We start from the raw sequence: 15,146 nt of genomic DNA, 5'->3' as shown, positions 1-15,146 counted from the left end.
AAACCTATTATTAAAAAAATCATTTTTATAATACCTCATCAGTTGTCTTCAACTCGATTCAATAAGCCACTTTTTACCTGATAGACCTGACCATCCCCAAAATCAATTTGCTGTTTTTCTCCATGAATTGCTGGAAATCCAGTAATATTTTCCAATTGCGGTGAACGCTGAAATTGATGGGTTTTAGGATTATACATCCAGTAAATAAAACGCTTATCTTCAACTTTGCGATCATTTGAAGTATCTGACAACACGATGTCGTAATAGCCATCAAAATTAATATCCATATAGCCAATACTCTTAGGATAAGCGGTAAAACCTGTCAGACTCTGCACCACTTGATTGGTGGTTTTATTCAATACCTGCACTTGTTTTAAAGCCTTTCCATAAGATTGTTGAGCATTTTCCACACCATAAAATTTAAATATAAGTAGCGGCTTTTCTACGGCTGAAAATGCAGGTTCAAATTGTATTGGAGTATTTTCATTATTATTTGCTGCACTGAAAACTGCTGGCATATCTCCAGTATTTGCATTTAAGTTTCCATTTAATTGATATTGTTCAGATGTTGCCTGCTCACCATTTACACTTACCGACTTAAGGTTAAGCTGATCGCCTTTTTGCAAACCCTTAAAGGCAATCGTTTTTTGATCACTCAAATCATGAAGCTTTCCGTGCGGATTCCAGATCCCTGCATATAAATCAAGAAAATAGCGTCCATCGTTTGAACGTAGCATTCGTTGCATAGAAACACGGACATTTGTGAAAGGTTTCAGGTTCTCAGTAGCTGATGCAGGAACTGTTTCTGCATAACTCAAGTAGGAAAGCGATAAAGTTGTAAGACATAGTAGGATCTGAGTTTTCATTGTTCAGCCACACTCAACAATAAAATAAATTATGTCTACTCTATCACACTTAAAATCACCTCTAATCTATCTCTATACCTGATGTTTTGTTGCGAATTGGTAAGAGACCAATCCTCTTCAAAAAACTAAAAATATCTTAATCAATAAAAAAACCCAATCAAAAAGAGTGGGTTTTTCAAATCAAATCAATTGATTCGAGAAATTAGTTTTTCTCTTTATCTACGATTTTGTTTACTTGGATCCAAGGTATGAGCGAATTCAAAGCAGTGCTTTGAATGAAGCGCAAGGAGGAAAAGCTCTGCTTTGAACGATGTGCAAGAAAGGAAAGCACAACTTTGTATAAAAAAAGCCCCTGTTATAAAACAAGGGCTTTTTGACTTAGAAATTAGAACTTAGTTCTTTTCTTTGTCTACAATCTTGTTCGCTTGAATCCAAGGCATCATTGCACGTAACTTGTTACCAGTTACTTCGATACCGTGAGCCGCATTTTGACGACGACGTGCAGTCATAGATGGGTAGTTCAACGCACCTTCTTGGATGAACATTTTTGCATATTCACCAGATTGAATACGTTTAAGCGCATTACGCATTGCTTCACGAGACTGTTCGTTGATTACTTCAGTACCCGTTACGTATTCGCCATATTCAGCATTGTTAGATACTGAATAGTTCATGTCAGCGATACCGCCTTCAAACATCAAGTCAACGATCAATTTAAGTTCGTGTAGACATTCGAAATACGCCATTTCTGGAGCATAACCCGCTTCAACCAAAGTTTCGAAGCCCATTTTAACCAATTCAACTGCACCACCACAAAGAACTGCTTGCTCACCAAAAAGGTCAGTTTCAGTTTCTTCACGGAATGAAGTCTCGATAATACCTGTACGGCCGCCACCTACGCCTGAAGCATAAGAAAGTGCTACGTTACGTGCATTACCAGAAGCATCTTGGTGAATGGCGATTAAGTCAGGAACACCTGAACCACGTTGGTATTCAGAACGTACTGTGTGACCTGGTGCTTTAGGTGCAACCATGATTACGTCTAAGTCAGCACGTGGCACAACTTGGTTGTAAAGAATTGAGAAACCGTGAGCAAATGCTAAAGTCGCACCTTGCTTGATATTTGGCTCAATTACGTCACGGTAAAGTTGAGATTGGAATTCGTCCGGAGTCAAGATCATTACTACGTCAGCTTGTGCTACAGCAGCAGGAACTTCAGCAACTTTAAGACCTGAATTCTCAGCTTTTTTCCAAGAAGTAGAGTTAGCACGTAAGCCTACAGTTACGTCAACGCCAGAGTCTTTAAGGTTAAGCGCATGTGCGTGACCTTGTGAACCGTAACCGATGATCGCTACTTTTTTACCTTGGATGATAGATAAGTCACAGTCTTTATCATAAAAAATTTGCATTGCTGTCTCCGCTTAAATGCTTATGTTTCCTTTTATCCAAGTCAATGATGTTATCGGTATTCACTGACTTGGATACTCATCTGTACGATGAGTAGAATATGTTAAAAAATTAGATTGTTAAAACTTTTTCGCCACGTGCGATGCCTGATACGCCAGAACGTACCACTTCAAGAATGGTATTTTCTGCAAGCGCATCAATGAAACCATCCAGTTTTTCAGTGGTTCCAGCAATCTGGATCGTGTATGTGGTTGGTGTGACATCCACAATTTGCGCGCGGAAAATGTCTGCAGTGCGTTTAATTTCAGCACGTGCCGATCCAAGTGATTTCACTTTAATCAGCATCAATTCGCGCTCGATATGCGCACCTTCAGACAAATCAACCACTTTAACCACTTCAACCAGTTTGTTGAGCTGTTTGGTGATTTGTTCAATTTTATGATCATCACCATAAGTGGTCAGGGTCAAACGCGACATGGTTGGATCTTCGGTTGGCGCAACGTTCAAAGTCTCAATATTGTAATTACGTTGAGAAAATAAACCTACCAAACGAGAAAGCGCGCCAGCTTCGTTTTCTACGAGAACAGAGATAATATGTCTCATTGAGTGCGCTCCCCTTTTCCTAACCACATATCTTGCATAGACTGACCTGCAACCAGCATTGGATATACATGCTCGCTACGGTCAACCATGACGTTAATAAATACGCATTTATCATTGATTGCCATGGCTTCTTCAAGCTTGGATTCAAGCTCATCGGCATGGTCAATTTGAATGCCGACATGACCATAAGCTTCCATTAACTTGGCAAAGTCAGGCAATGATTCAACATAAGAACTTGAATGACGACCTTCGTAGTTCATATCCTGCCACTGTTTCACCATACCCAAGGCACGGTTGTTCAAGCACAAGATTTTTACATTCAAGCCGTATTGCTTACAAGTAGAAAGCTCTTGGATACACATCTGAATCGACGCTTCACCAGTAATACACACTACTTGCTGATCTGGGAACGCGAGTTTCGCAGCCATTGCATATGGCAAGCCTACACCCATGGTGCCCAAGCCACCTGAGTTGATCCATTGACGTGGACGTGTGTATTTATAATACAACGCACCGAACATTTGATGTTGACCAACGTCGGAAGTAATGATCGCTTGGCTATTGGTGATTTTATCTAAAGCTGCAACGACTTGCTGTGGCTTCATTGTGCCATCAGTCGGTGCCACAACTTTTAAGCCGTGCGCTGCACGCCACTCATCAATTTGCTTCCACCATGCTGCAATATCTTCAGGATTTGGCTTAGAAACATTCATTTGTTTCAATTGAACCAACATCTCTTGCAATACAGGTTCTACCGCACCCACAATTGGAATGTGCGCCATGATGGTTTTAGAAATCGTTGCCGGATCAATATCAATATGAATGACTTTGGCATTTGGACAGAATTTTGCCGGATTATTGGTTACGCGGTCATCAAAACGCGCACCTATACAGAGAATTAAGTCTGCATTATGCATGGTCATGTTGGCTTCATAAGTACCATGCATACCCAACATACCGACAAATTGAGGGTCATTACCCGGGAATGCACCCAAGCCCATCAAAGTATTGGTTACTGGATAGCCCAATAAATGAGCCAGTTCAGTCAATAATGCTGAAGCATTACCCTGTACCACGCCACCGCCAGAATAAATCACTGGACGTTTTGCACTAATCAATTCATCAATCGCTTTACGAATTTGACCTGAGTGACCACGGTGTGGTGGCTGATACGAACGCATCTTCACTTTTTCAGGATATTCGTAAGCAAATTTTTCTGCTGGGTTGGTCGCATCTTTAGGAATATCGACAACCACAGGACCTGGACGGCCTGAAGATGCAATATAAAATGCCTTTTTAATAATCGCAGGAATTTCGCTGGCATGACGCACTTGGAAACTGTGTTTTACGATTGGACGAGAAATACCGACCATATCGGTTTCTTGGAACGCATCCTCACCAATGAGATGGCTTGCAACCTGACCAGACAAAATCACCATTGGGATTGAGTCCATATAAGCCGTTGCAATTGGAGTTACGGTATTTGTCGCACCGGGACCTGATGTGACAAGTACCACACCAGTTTTACCTGTTACACGCGAATAAGCATCTGCCATATGACCGGCAGCTTGTTCATGACGTACGAGGTAATGATTGATTTTGTCTTGTTGAAAGAGCGCATCGTAAATATGTAGTACTGCGCCGCCTGGGTATCCAAATAAATGCTCAACGCCTTCGTCCGCCAATGCGCGAACAAGCATTTCACCACCAGATAAAAGTTCCAACGTGATTCACCCTAATCTTTTTTCACGCACAAATGGAGGGCATTTGTGGTGATTAATTCATTAACTGTCTGCTCTGTTATAGCACACAAATTTCATAGTTTTCATAGCAATAAGAAAAAAATCTGACCTGGTTGCTGTTTGAGCAATATGAGGTCTAAAACATGTTGGGATAAACATATTTTGTTGGCTTTGTTCAGCTTCTCGGCTAGAGAAGAAGTCCATTGCTAAAAGGCACTTATTCGAAGGGTGATCGATCTAAGGCATATAAAACTAAAGCAGCATTTTTGTGGTTTCGAGTATTAAAGTCAAGTTTAAAAATTAGCTTTTTATACATTATTTTCGAATAATTCACTTTTTATTGGGTTGTTTTGTTTAAAACTGTTCGCAGAATAATCATTTAAATTTAAAATATTTATATATTTCAAATAAATAATAAAAAAATTTCATGAAAAATAAGTATAAAAAATATAATAAAATGGAATGAATATTTATTTTATTGAAACATGTTTTTATTAATTTAAATCTATTTTCTAAGTTCTAATTGTATTTTCTGATACATTTTTGTACTAAATGAACGCGACAACCGTCGATAAAAGAGAAACTTTTGCTGATTAAATCTCTTCCTCTAATGGTAGTCCTCAATAAATACCATTCACTTGTCTGCATTTTGGGACAGTTTATCTTTTTTTTCTGCAAAACCATCAAGATCATATAAAATACTCAGGCAATCAGGAGTTCTATTCCCCCCACTCTATCCAACTGATTATGACAATAAGGACTTGATTATTATGGCATCATCTTGCATCAAAATTGGATTTATAGCGACTGGCTTAATCTTAAGTTTAAGTTCAACCACAAGTTTTGCTAAAGAATATTACAAATGGGTGGATGCCAAAGGGTCTACCCATTACACCACCACACCACCACCAAAATCTGCAAAGAAGAAAGGTAAAGTGGATACTTATGGCGCGGCAGGTTCTGCTAGTCACGCGGCGCATGCAAATGCGGATAAAGAAGCACAGAATGCAGCAGCGGAAAAAGAGGCGCAAAATCATGTAAATGCAGGACTAGCGGCGGCAAATGCGGCTGAAGCCCCGAGTACCCCTATGAAAAAATCGCCATCCGTTTCAGCTGCTCAGCGCGCCGAATAAAATAAGAAAGAAGTGGTGGCAGCTGCTTGCCATCACTCGCCATGTTCAATAAATGAATATTTTTTCCTTTTTATTCAATTATCTAGTATTGAGCATAATATTATTCGCCTCAGCATGTATTCATGCTCAAAATTTTTATAAATGGGTAGATGCAAATGGTTCAACGCACTACACCACCACACCTCCGCCGAAAAATGCCAAGAGACTTGGCTCAATATCAACCTATCAAAATAAAACTGAACAATCTAAAAAAGTACCAGAGTCCAAAGAACAAATACAAAATCATTATTCATTTCCCACAACAGCTAAAATTGAATTAACAGCAGCAGAACGAGCTGCAATTGAAATTCAAGTGAAACAGCAGCTCCAAAAAAACCAACAAACGTTAAAACAAGATCCATATGCCAATATGTTTGGCAGCGCAACAGAACAAGACATCCGCTCATCGATAGAATCAGCTTATTTGCAAAAGAAAGAGAAACGCGCGAATTCAAAAGCATCACCTCATTAAATGAGATTCTCCAAAGTTCCATTTCTAATGACCAGGAAGATAAAATCCTGATCTGGAAACTGACATTGCATAGCAATTTGCGCTATGCTGTGCAACAAACTTTTTAACCATTGTTCTTATATACGTTTATGACTACTCACATTGATCCTGAATATCAAGCCAGTGCGATTGAACCAACGGTCCAACAAGACTGGGAAACTCGCAAAGCCTTTAAAGTTGCCGACACTGTAGAAGGTCCACGTCGTTATATCCTCTCGATGTTCCCTTACCCAAGTGGCAAACTGCATATGGGTCATGTGCGTAACTATACCATTGGTGACGTAATCAGCCGTTTCCACCGTTTAAAAGGTGAAACTGTGCTGCAACCTATGGGTTGGGATGCGTTCGGTCTTCCTGCTGAAAATGCTGCGATTGCACATAAAGTGGCACCGGCAAAATGGACCTTTGAAAATATCGATTACATGCGTAATCAGCTCAAAAAATTAGGTCTTTCAGTAGATTGGGATCGTGAATTCGCGACCTGTACCCCTGAGTATTATCACTGGGAACAATGGTTATTTGTTCAGCTTTATAAAAAAGGCCTGATCTACCGTAAACTTTCAACCGTAAACTGGGATCCAGTGGATCAAACCGTTTTAGCAAATGAACAGGTTGAAAATGGTCGCGGCTGGCGTTCAGGTGCATTGGTGGAAAAACGTGATATTCCAATGTACTACTTCCGCATTACCGACTATGCACAAGAATTATTAGACGATTTAGACACCTTAAAAGATGGCTGGCCACAACAAGTCTTGACCATGCAACGCAACTGGATTGGTCGCTCACAAGGGATGGAAATTACCTTCCCTTCAGCAAATCCAGAAATCTATGCCGATGATTTAACTGTATATACCACTCGTGGTGATACCTTGATGGGTGTGACTTATGTTGCTGTTGCAGCAGAACACCCTATGGCACTTAAAGCTGCTGAAACAAACCCTGAATTAAAAGCATTCATTGAAGAATGCCGTATGGGTTCAGTTGCTGAAGCTGACCTTGCCACTGCCGAGAAAAAAGGTATGGCCACTGGCCTTTCAGTTAAACACCCTGTAACAGGTGAAGCTGTTCCGGTCTGGATCGCAAATTATGTATTGATGTCTTACGGTTCAGGTGCGGTGATGGCAGTGCCTTCACACGATGAACGTGACTTCGAATTTGCCAACAAATACGGTTTGACCATTAAGCAAGTGATTGATGCCAAAGGTGCAGACGATGCAGACTTTGATTCAACCCAATGGCAGGAATGGTACGGTTCTAAAGAAGGTAAACTGGTCAATTCAGGCGAATTTGACGGTTTAGACTTCCAGGGTGCTTTTGATGCATTTATTGCAAAATTAGAACCACAAAAACTTGCCAATACCAAAGTTCAGTTCCGTTTACGTGACTGGGGGGTTTCTCGTCAGCGTTACTGGGGTTGTCCAATCCCAATGATCAACTGTGAAAAATGTGGTCAGGTCACTGTACCTGAAGAACAGCTTCCAGTGATTCTACCAACTGACGTTGTGCCAGATGGTTCTGGTAACCCACTCAACAAAATGCCTGAATTTTTCGAGACTAAATGTCCATGCTGTGGCGGTGATGCACGTCGTGAAACAGATACCTTGGATACCTTTGTAGAATCTTCTTGGTACTACGCACGTTATGCATCTCCAGACTTCACTGGCGGTATGGTGAAACCGGAAGCAGCTCAAACCTGGCTTCCAGTAAATCAATATATTGGTGGTGTTGAACACGCGATTCTGCACTTGTTATACGCGCGTTTCTTCCACAAATTGATGCGTGATGAGGGCGTGGTACAAGGTAATGAACCATTCACCAACTTGCTCACCCAAGGCATGGTGCTGGCAGATACTTTCTACCGTGAAGCGGATTCAGGCAAGAAAACCTGGTTTAACCCTGCTGACATCGAACTTGAAAAAGACGAAAAAGGCCGTGTGCTTTCTGCAAAATACACCGGCGATGGTCAAGAAGTTGTGGTGGGCGGTCAAGAGAAAATGTCGAAATCGAAGAATAATGGTATCGACCCGCAAGCGATTATTGACCAATACGGCGCAGATACTGCACGTGTATTCATGATGTTTGCGGCACCACCAGATCAATCACTTGAATGGTCTGACGCAGGCGTTGAAGGTGCAAACCGCTTCTTGAAACGTGTATGGCGTTTAGCTACAAGCTTCCTTGAAAAAGGCAATGCTGCAACTGCATTTGATGCAGCAAAACTTTCTACTGCTGCGCAAGACTTACGTCGTAAAACGCATGAAACCATCCAGAAAGTGGGTGATGACATCGAACGTCGTCATGCATTTAACACGGCTATTGCTGCGTTGATGGAACTTTTAAATACCAATAACAAGTTTGAAGCAAAAGATGACGACGATGTTGCTGTCGCACGTGAATCCATCACGACTCTTCTAACTTTACTTGCTCCGTTTGCACCGCACTTAAGTCAAACTTTATTGGCTGAGTTTGGTATCGAATTAACAAATGCTTTATTCCCTGCTGTGGATGAATCTGCATTAACGCGTAATACCCAAACAATTGTGGTACAAGTCAACGGTAAACTTCGTGGCAAACTTGAAGTCTCTGTAGATGCATCGAAAGATGAGATCTTGGCTCAAGCAAAAGCACTACCTGAAATTCAACAATTCTTGACTGGTCCAACCAAGAAAGAAATTGTGGTACCGAATAAACTGGTGAACCTTGTTGTTTAATTAAATTTGGAAAATCCCCTCTCCTTTCAGGAGAGGGTTAGGGAGAGGTAAATTTCAACCCTCATCCTAACCTTCTCCCAGAGGGAGAAGGAACTTTTCATTAGGAATTAAAAACAAAACCCAAACAAAGCCCGTTGCCAGCCAACGGGCTTTGCACATACAATCACTAAATATTTCAATCTTCCTTTTTCTTTGAAGAACAATACAGAGGATAACGCATGCATTTGGGCAAACGTTTAGCAGCAATTGTTTTAACTTGTGGTCTAAGTGCAGGCTTAGTGGGTTGTGGCTTCCATTTAAAAGGCACCAATCCGACAACTGCTCCTGTGGCTTATTCTAAAATGAAATTGGTCTTGCCGAATAATACAGAAGACTTATATGAAAAACTTGCAATTTATTTAGGTGCCACAGGCATTCAGCTCAGCGATAGTTCTGATGCCTACGTGTTGCGTGTACTGGATTACACACCACAACGTCATGAGTTAAACGGTAAATTGGTAGAAACCTTACTGCGCTTAACCGTGACTTTCCGTATTGAAGATGCACAAGGTAATCCGGTGACTGAACCGCGCACCATTACCGCTTCACGCAGCTATCAATATGATGTGGCCACTGTAAACACTGATGACCAGGAACAAAAATATCTTAATCAGGTGATTGTTGATGATGTGGCACAGCAAATTGTGCGTCAGATTTCATCCAACCGCCTACCGAAAGTGGTCACCAAACCGGCCAACTCAACCACACAACCTTAAATATAGATAACAGCGCTATGAAACTTGACTATCCCCAAGCCCTAAAACGTGTTGATGAAGCTCGTGGTGCCTGGATTATGTATGGTCAAGAACCTTTGCTTGAACAGAATTTACTAGATGCTTTTCGTCAAAGCTGGCACAAACAGGAAATTGAACGTCAGCGTTATGACGTTAGCAATGTCAGTGACTGGAAAAATGTCTTTAATGCTTTAAATAGCCTGTCATTATTTTCTACGCAACTGGCTGTTGAAGTACATGGCAATATCAAGCCCGATGCCAACGGCATCAAACAACTGAAAAGCTATATCCAGCACAATGAGCAGAACCTGCTATTGGTGGTGATGCCGAAACAGGACAGCAGTAGCTTAAAATCCAGTTTCTTTCAGGTGGTCGATGCCAATGGTGTTACTGTGCCGCTTACCGCAAATTATCCGCAAGACCGGCAACGGATTTTAAGCATTGAGGCAGAAAAGCTAGGGATTAAACTGGCCAATGATGCTTGGGCTTGGCTGGAACAACACCATGAGCACAACCTGCTGGCAGCCAAAAACAGTTTAATGCGCGTCAGCGATACTTTTGCCGATGTAGACGTGATTCAGATTGATCATTTGTATTCATGCTTACAAGACCAATCTCGCTATACTACATATGACTTAAATGATGCTCTGCTTGCCGGCAACCTGGCTCAGGCGATTAAAATTTTCCAGTATCTGATTGCTTCAGGTGAGCCGATGAGCCTGATTTTGTGGAGCATCAGTAAAGAAATGCGTTTACTGATGCAATTGTTTGAACAGCCGCAAAATGCCTTGCAACTTGGAATCTGGAAAAATAAAGTCAGTCAATATCAGCAGGCCTTAAGACGGCTCAATCCAAACTGTTTCCTGACTTGGCCATCCCTGTTGTTGCGCATTGATGCATCCATTAAAGGTTTGGGGGACGAGAATCCTGAACATCTGGTCCTACAAGCCATCAGTAGCATGTGCGGTCAAAACTTATTTGAATCAAGTGCTTAACTAAAAAAGCGCGAAAACCAGCTTTTGCCTTTCTTTTGTTCCTGTGTACGCAGATAGTGCAGCATATTGTCACGCACTGCATCCACATAGTCTTGATCGTCATGCTGGATATGATTAATCAACCACTTTGACAATAGTCGATATAAATCATTTTCAACCGACTCTCCCTTGTCAAATTTATGACGATAATCATTTAGCCGTTTAACAAATAATTCATGTATACCTCTATGAGAAGGCAAATACTGATAACGTACCTGCTCAAGCAGGTTTTCTTCAAAGCTAAAATGCGATTGGGTATAATCAATCAAATCATCCAGGACTTCCTTGATCTGGTTGCGATCCCCACTCCCTCTAATTTTTTCCAACGCATTAATGTAATCCAATATCTGACGATGCTGATTATCAATCACATCAATCCCAATATTATAGGTTGCATTCCATTCCATCACTTACCCCTTACAAATTTTCATATTAAAGTTATGATCTTTTTCGCATAATTATGGGGATTAATGCTCTTATTATTAAACCCATAATTATTTTATGGATTTAATACTACAAACTTTTTTTACTTAAATCTAGAGATAAAACAAAGATTTTTTAAATTATGTGTACCAGTTGGAAACTCAGGAGGGTGAAGGTAAAAAAGAAATCAACATATCCAGCACGAAAAAGCTATTTAAATAAAAATCATTAAATAAATCCATTATCATTCGACTAAAATCCAATCTATCTTGATACCACGGATTCAGTGAACGACATTCCAATTTCTCAGCAGTGTTGTAAAAAACTCAATCATCAGGCTGAAAATCATCTTTTAGAAAATTGATGGAATCAAAATTTAATAAAATTTCTCTCCTCTATTCATTCATGCTAAAAGTTTTGTTAAAAATGACTCCACTCTCTTTTTAGAAAATTTTTCAAGAGAAGCTTAAAAAAGAAAATAATTCTCATTTCTTTTTAAAAAGTTCACGTTTTATCCTTATTTAACTTTTATAATTGGTCTAATTTTCCTCATTTATCAGCTCACTATGCCAAAAATAAAACCGTCCAAAATAGTTGTTGCGGTGGTCTGTATTCTTGCTATTGCAGTCACAGCCTGGTTGTTTCTGAAACCGAAAGAGCAAGCACCGCAATACATTAGCAGTGAAGTCAGCCGCGGTGACATTGAAGATTCGGTGCTTGCAACTGGTGTACTTGAAGCGACCAAAATGGTCAGCGTCGGTGCACAGGTATCTGGACAGGTCAAAAAGATGTATGTGAAATTGGGCGACCAAGTGAAACAAGGTCAACTGATTGCCCGAATTGATTCGATTCGTCAGGAAAATGGCCTGAAAACGGCTGAAGCGAGCATTAAAAACCAGCAGGCTCAACTGGCAGTCAAACAAGCCAACTTAGCAAAAGTTCAAGCTGAATATCAACGTCAGCAAGCCATGTATGCCCAAGATGCGACATCACGTGCTGAACTCGAGTCCGCATTGGCGAGCTACAAAACAGCACAAGCTGACATTTTGGCGATTAATGCGCAAATTGAACAATCTCGTTTAACCTTGGCCACAGCAAAAGAAGATTTGGGCTATACCCAGATTGTTGCACCTATGGATGGCACTATTGTGGCGATTGTGACCGAGGAAGGTCAAACTGTAAACGCCAACCAAAGCGCACCGACCATCGTCAAACTGGCCAAACTCGACAACATGACGATTAAGGCTGAAATTTCTGAAGCCGACGTAATGAAAGTTGAAGAAGGTCAAACCGTGTATTTCACTACTCTGGGTAATAGTGACAAAAAACATTATGCCAAACTACGTCAAGTAGAACCGGCTCCCAATTCTATCAATACAGAAAGCAATAATTCATCCACTTCATCTTCAAGTACTGCGGTGTATTACAACGCCTTGTTTGACGTACCCAATGAAGATGGCAAACTTCGTATTGATATGACTGCACAGGTTTATATCGTACTCAGTGAAGCAAAAAATGTTCTAACTGTACCTGCAGCAGCTTTGCAAAGTTCAAATCGCCCGCAAGGCAAACGTGGTGATCGTAATGCAGACCAGGCAAAACAACAAAATTCAACTGATAATGATCAAGCTAAAACTGACCGTCCTAAACGCCTGGAACTGTCTGCTGAAGAAAAATCACTGATTGAACAAGGTAAAGCCTCTATGTCGATGGTTCGCGTGGTTCAGGCAGATGGCTCGGCAAAACCACAGCCGGTACTGGTAGGTTTGAATAACCGTGTTACCGCCCAAGTCATCAAAGGCTTAAAACAAGGTGACAAAGTGGTGATTGCAGATGCTTCCGATACCTCAAATGATGCTGCCAAACGCAGTAACCGTGTAGGTGGTGGTGCAGGTCCAGTGAGAATGTAATCATGAGTCAAGATCAACAACCTTTGCTCAAGGTCACAGATCTGACTCGTGAATTCCCCGCTGGGGAAAGCACTATTCAGATTTTAAAGGGCATTAATCTTGAGATTTACCCGGGAGAACTGGTGGCCATTGTCGGGCAGTCCGGTTCGGGAAAATCCACCCTGATGAATATTTTGGGATGTCTGGATCAACCGACTGCGGGTAGCTATCAGGTTAAAGGACGTGAAACCCGCAAATTAGAAGCAGATGAACTGGCACAACTGCGCCGTGAATACTTTGGTTTCATTTTCCAGCGCTATCATTTATTGGGTGATTTAACTGCGGCAGGTAACGTTGAAGTTCCGGCCATTTATGCCGGGGTAGATACGTCCGCCCGTCAACAACGCTCGACCCAACTGCTCACAGATCTGGGATTGGCTGAAAAAACCCAAAACCGTCCCAGTCAGTTGTCCGGTGGTCAGCAACAGCGTGTTTCGATTGCCCGTGCCTTGATGAACGGTGGCGATGTGATTCTGGCCGATGAACCGACCGGCGCACTGGATAAAAACAGCGGTATTGAGGTGATGCGTATTTTGCGCGAGCTGAATGCCAAAGGTCATACCATCATCCTCGTTACCCACGATCATAACGTTGCCAAAAATGCCTCGCGTATTATTGAAATTAGTGACGGCAACATTATTTCAGATAAACCAAATGTGCCTGAAGTTGCCACAGATGAAGTTTTAGAAAAACAGGCCTTAGAACAAACCGCACAGAGAAAAACGTCTTCTTGGCGCTCTGCTGCGGACCGGCTAGGCGAAGCTTTTCGTATGGCGCTGCTGGCCATGAACGCCCACCGCATGCGCACTTTCCTGACCATGCTCGGGATTATTATTGGGATTGCATCGGTGGTTTCTGTGGTGGCACTGGGCAATGGTTCACAAAAACAGATTCTGGAAAATATCAGCAGTCTTGGAACCAACACCATTACTGTTTATCAGGGCCGTGGCTTTGGTGATAATTCCAAAACGGCACAGGTAAAAACTCTGGTTCCTGCGGATGCCGATGCACTAGCTGAACAACCCTATGTCGATGGGGTCAGCCCTTCTGTCACCAACAACATTACTGCACGCTTTAAAGATACCGAAGCCTCTGCCACCGTGAATGGCGTCAGTGAAGACTTCTTCTATGTCAAAGGCATGAACTTTCAGTCCGGACAGCCTTTTGACAAAGAAGGTGTGACTGAACGTGCTCAGGACGTGGTGATTGACAACAATACCCAAAAAACATTCTTTAGCGATGGCACTAATCCTGTGGGTCAGGTCATTCTGCTCGGTAGTGTTCCCAGTCGTATCATTGGCGTGATTGAAGCACAAAAATCGATGATGGGTAATTCTGACAGCCTGAATGTTTATCTGCCCTACTCGACCGTGATGAGCCGCATGCTGGGTCAGGCCAATGTACGCAGCATCATCGTGCGCATCAAAGATGAATACCCGAGTGCAGCAGCTGAAAATGCCATTCTGAATTTATTGGTACAACGCCACGGCGCACAGGATGTATTTACCCAAAATGCCGACAGTATTCGTGAGACCATCCAGCAAACCACACAAACCATGACCTTACTGGTTTCTGCGATTGCAGTCATTTCATTAATTGTTGGTGGTATTGGGGTCATGAATATCATGCTGGTATCGGTGACTGAACGTACTCAGGAAATTGGGGTGCGTATGGCGGTCGGTGCCCGTCAAAGTGACATCTTGCAGCAGTTCCTGATTGAGGCGGTACTGGTCTGTATTTTAGGCGGGATCCTGGGGGTGCTTTTATCTTTAGGCATTGGACAGCTGATTAGCCAGTTTGCCAGCGGTACCTTCCAGATGGCCTATTCCACCACCTCCATTGTGGCGGCCTTCGTCTGCTCAAGCATGATCGGGATTATCTTCGGCTTTATCCCTGCCCGTAATGCAGCACAGCTTAACCCTGTGGATGCACTTTCTCGCGAATAAGGATAAATA

General features: G+C 42.0%; 11 protein-coding genes and 1 pseudogene. 7 read left to right on the top strand and 5 right to left on the bottom strand.

The annotated features are described in order from the left end of the window. Positions 1–38: 38 nt before the first annotated feature. The 4 genes from LZZ98_RS10820 to LZZ98_RS10805 form a co-directional block, all read right to left on the bottom strand. On the bottom strand, positions 39–866 hold the full coding sequence (locus LZZ98_RS10820) for an XAC2610-related protein (protein WP_237787852.1): 828 nt from the start codon (positions 864–866) through the stop codon (positions 39–41). A 392-nt stretch (positions 867–1,258) separates the two neighbouring features. Beyond that, positions 1,259–2,275 (bottom strand): ketol-acid reductoisomerase, encoded by a 1,017-nt coding sequence (gene ilvC, locus LZZ98_RS10815; RefSeq protein WP_086173953.1) that lies wholly within the window; start codon positions 2,273–2,275, stop codon positions 1,259–1,261. A gap of 109 nt (positions 2,276–2,384) precedes the next feature. Continuing rightward, complete coding sequence (ilvN, locus tag LZZ98_RS10810; protein ID WP_086173954.1) at positions 2,385–2,876, bottom strand: acetolactate synthase small subunit; 492 nt, start codon at positions 2,874–2,876, stop codon at positions 2,385–2,387. Then, entirely contained in the window at positions 2,873–4,600 is a 1,728-nt protein-coding gene (locus LZZ98_RS10805; protein ID WP_237787851.1) for an acetolactate synthase 3 large subunit, read from the bottom strand. Before LZZ98_RS10805 ends, ilvN begins: the two co-directional genes overlap by 4 nt. Positions 4,601–5,388: 788 nt before the next feature. Between LZZ98_RS10805 and LZZ98_RS10800 the strand changes: the two genes are divergently transcribed. The 5 genes and pseudogenes from LZZ98_RS10800 (at position 5,389) to holA (ending at position 10,780) form a co-directional block, all read left to right on the top strand. Beyond that, positions 5,389–5,751, top strand: a complete 363-nt coding sequence (locus LZZ98_RS10800; RefSeq protein ID WP_237787850.1) for a DUF4124 domain-containing protein — start codon at positions 5,389–5,391, stop codon at positions 5,749–5,751. Positions 5,752–5,803: 52 nt separating this feature from the next. Beyond that, positions 5,804–5,984, top strand: a pseudogene (locus LZZ98_RS10795) (DUF4124 domain-containing protein); the annotation flags it as partial. A gap of 406 nt (positions 5,985–6,390) precedes the next feature. Then, complete coding sequence (gene leuS, locus LZZ98_RS10790; RefSeq protein WP_237787849.1) at positions 6,391–9,012, top strand: leucine--tRNA ligase; 2,622 nt, start codon at positions 6,391–6,393, stop codon at positions 9,010–9,012. A 218-nt stretch (positions 9,013–9,230) separates the two neighbouring features. Beyond that, complete coding sequence (locus LZZ98_RS10785) at positions 9,231–9,767, top strand: LPS-assembly lipoprotein LptE (protein ID WP_237787848.1); 537 nt, start codon at positions 9,231–9,233, stop codon at positions 9,765–9,767. A 17-nt stretch (positions 9,768–9,784) separates the two neighbouring features. Next, a complete protein-coding gene (gene holA / locus LZZ98_RS10780) occupies positions 9,785–10,780 on the top strand; it encodes a DNA polymerase III subunit delta (protein ID WP_237787847.1) in 996 nt (331 codons plus the stop codon). On the opposite strand, the gene LZZ98_RS10775 is transcribed toward holA, so the two are convergent. Continuing rightward, positions 10,777–11,226: a bacteriohemerythrin gene (locus tag LZZ98_RS10775; RefSeq protein ID WP_237787846.1), complete on the bottom strand. Its 450-nt coding sequence runs from the start codon at positions 11,224–11,226 to the stop codon at positions 10,777–10,779. The genes holA and LZZ98_RS10775 overlap by 4 nt on opposite strands. Before the next feature lie 582 nt (positions 11,227–11,808). On the opposite strand from LZZ98_RS10775, the gene LZZ98_RS10770 reads away from it, so the two are divergent. Next, entirely contained in the window at positions 11,809–13,152 is a 1,344-nt protein-coding gene (locus LZZ98_RS10770; RefSeq protein WP_237787845.1) for a MacA family efflux pump subunit, read from the top strand. A 2-nt stretch (positions 13,153–13,154) separates the two neighbouring features. Beyond that, positions 13,155–15,137 (top strand): MacB family efflux pump subunit, encoded by a 1,983-nt coding sequence (locus LZZ98_RS10765; protein WP_237787844.1) that lies wholly within the window; start codon positions 13,155–13,157, stop codon positions 15,135–15,137. The last annotated feature ends 9 nt before the right edge of the window (positions 15,138–15,146 follow it).

It is taken from the genome of Acinetobacter sp. SM34 (assembly GCF_022012365.1).
Lineage (GTDB): Bacteria > Pseudomonadota > Gammaproteobacteria > Pseudomonadales > Moraxellaceae > Acinetobacter.
Note: the sequence above shows the minus strand (reverse complement) of the source record. Positions and strands in the feature narration are given on the sequence as shown.

Excerpts from the sequence above, each read along its gene's own strand:
- LZZ98_RS10820 (WP_237787852.1), bottom strand. The coding sequence starts at position 866 with ATGAAAACTCAGATCCTACTATGTCTTACAACTTTATCGCTTTCCTAC.
- ilvC (WP_086173953.1), bottom strand. The coding sequence starts at position 2,275 with ATGCAAATTTTTTATGATAAAGACTGTGACTTATCTATCATCCAAGGT.
- ilvN (WP_086173954.1), bottom strand. The coding sequence starts at position 2,876 with ATGAGACATATTATCTCTGTTCTCGTAGAAAACGAAGCTGGCGCGCTT.
- LZZ98_RS10800 (WP_237787850.1), top strand. The coding sequence starts at position 5,389 with ATGGCATCATCTTGCATCAAAATTGGATTTATAGCGACTGGCTTAATC.
- leuS (WP_237787849.1), top strand. The coding sequence starts at position 6,391 with ATGACTACTCACATTGATCCTGAATATCAAGCCAGTGCGATTGAACCA.
- LZZ98_RS10785 (WP_237787848.1), top strand. The coding sequence starts at position 9,231 with ATGCATTTGGGCAAACGTTTAGCAGCAATTGTTTTAACTTGTGGTCTA.
- holA (WP_237787847.1), top strand. The coding sequence starts at position 9,785 with ATGAAACTTGACTATCCCCAAGCCCTAAAACGTGTTGATGAAGCTCGT.
- LZZ98_RS10775 (WP_237787846.1), bottom strand. The coding sequence starts at position 11,226 with ATGGAATGGAATGCAACCTATAATATTGGGATTGATGTGATTGATAAT.
- LZZ98_RS10770 (WP_237787845.1), top strand. The coding sequence starts at position 11,809 with ATGCCAAAAATAAAACCGTCCAAAATAGTTGTTGCGGTGGTCTGTATT.
- LZZ98_RS10765 (WP_237787844.1), top strand. The coding sequence starts at position 13,155 with ATGAGTCAAGATCAACAACCTTTGCTCAAGGTCACAGATCTGACTCGT.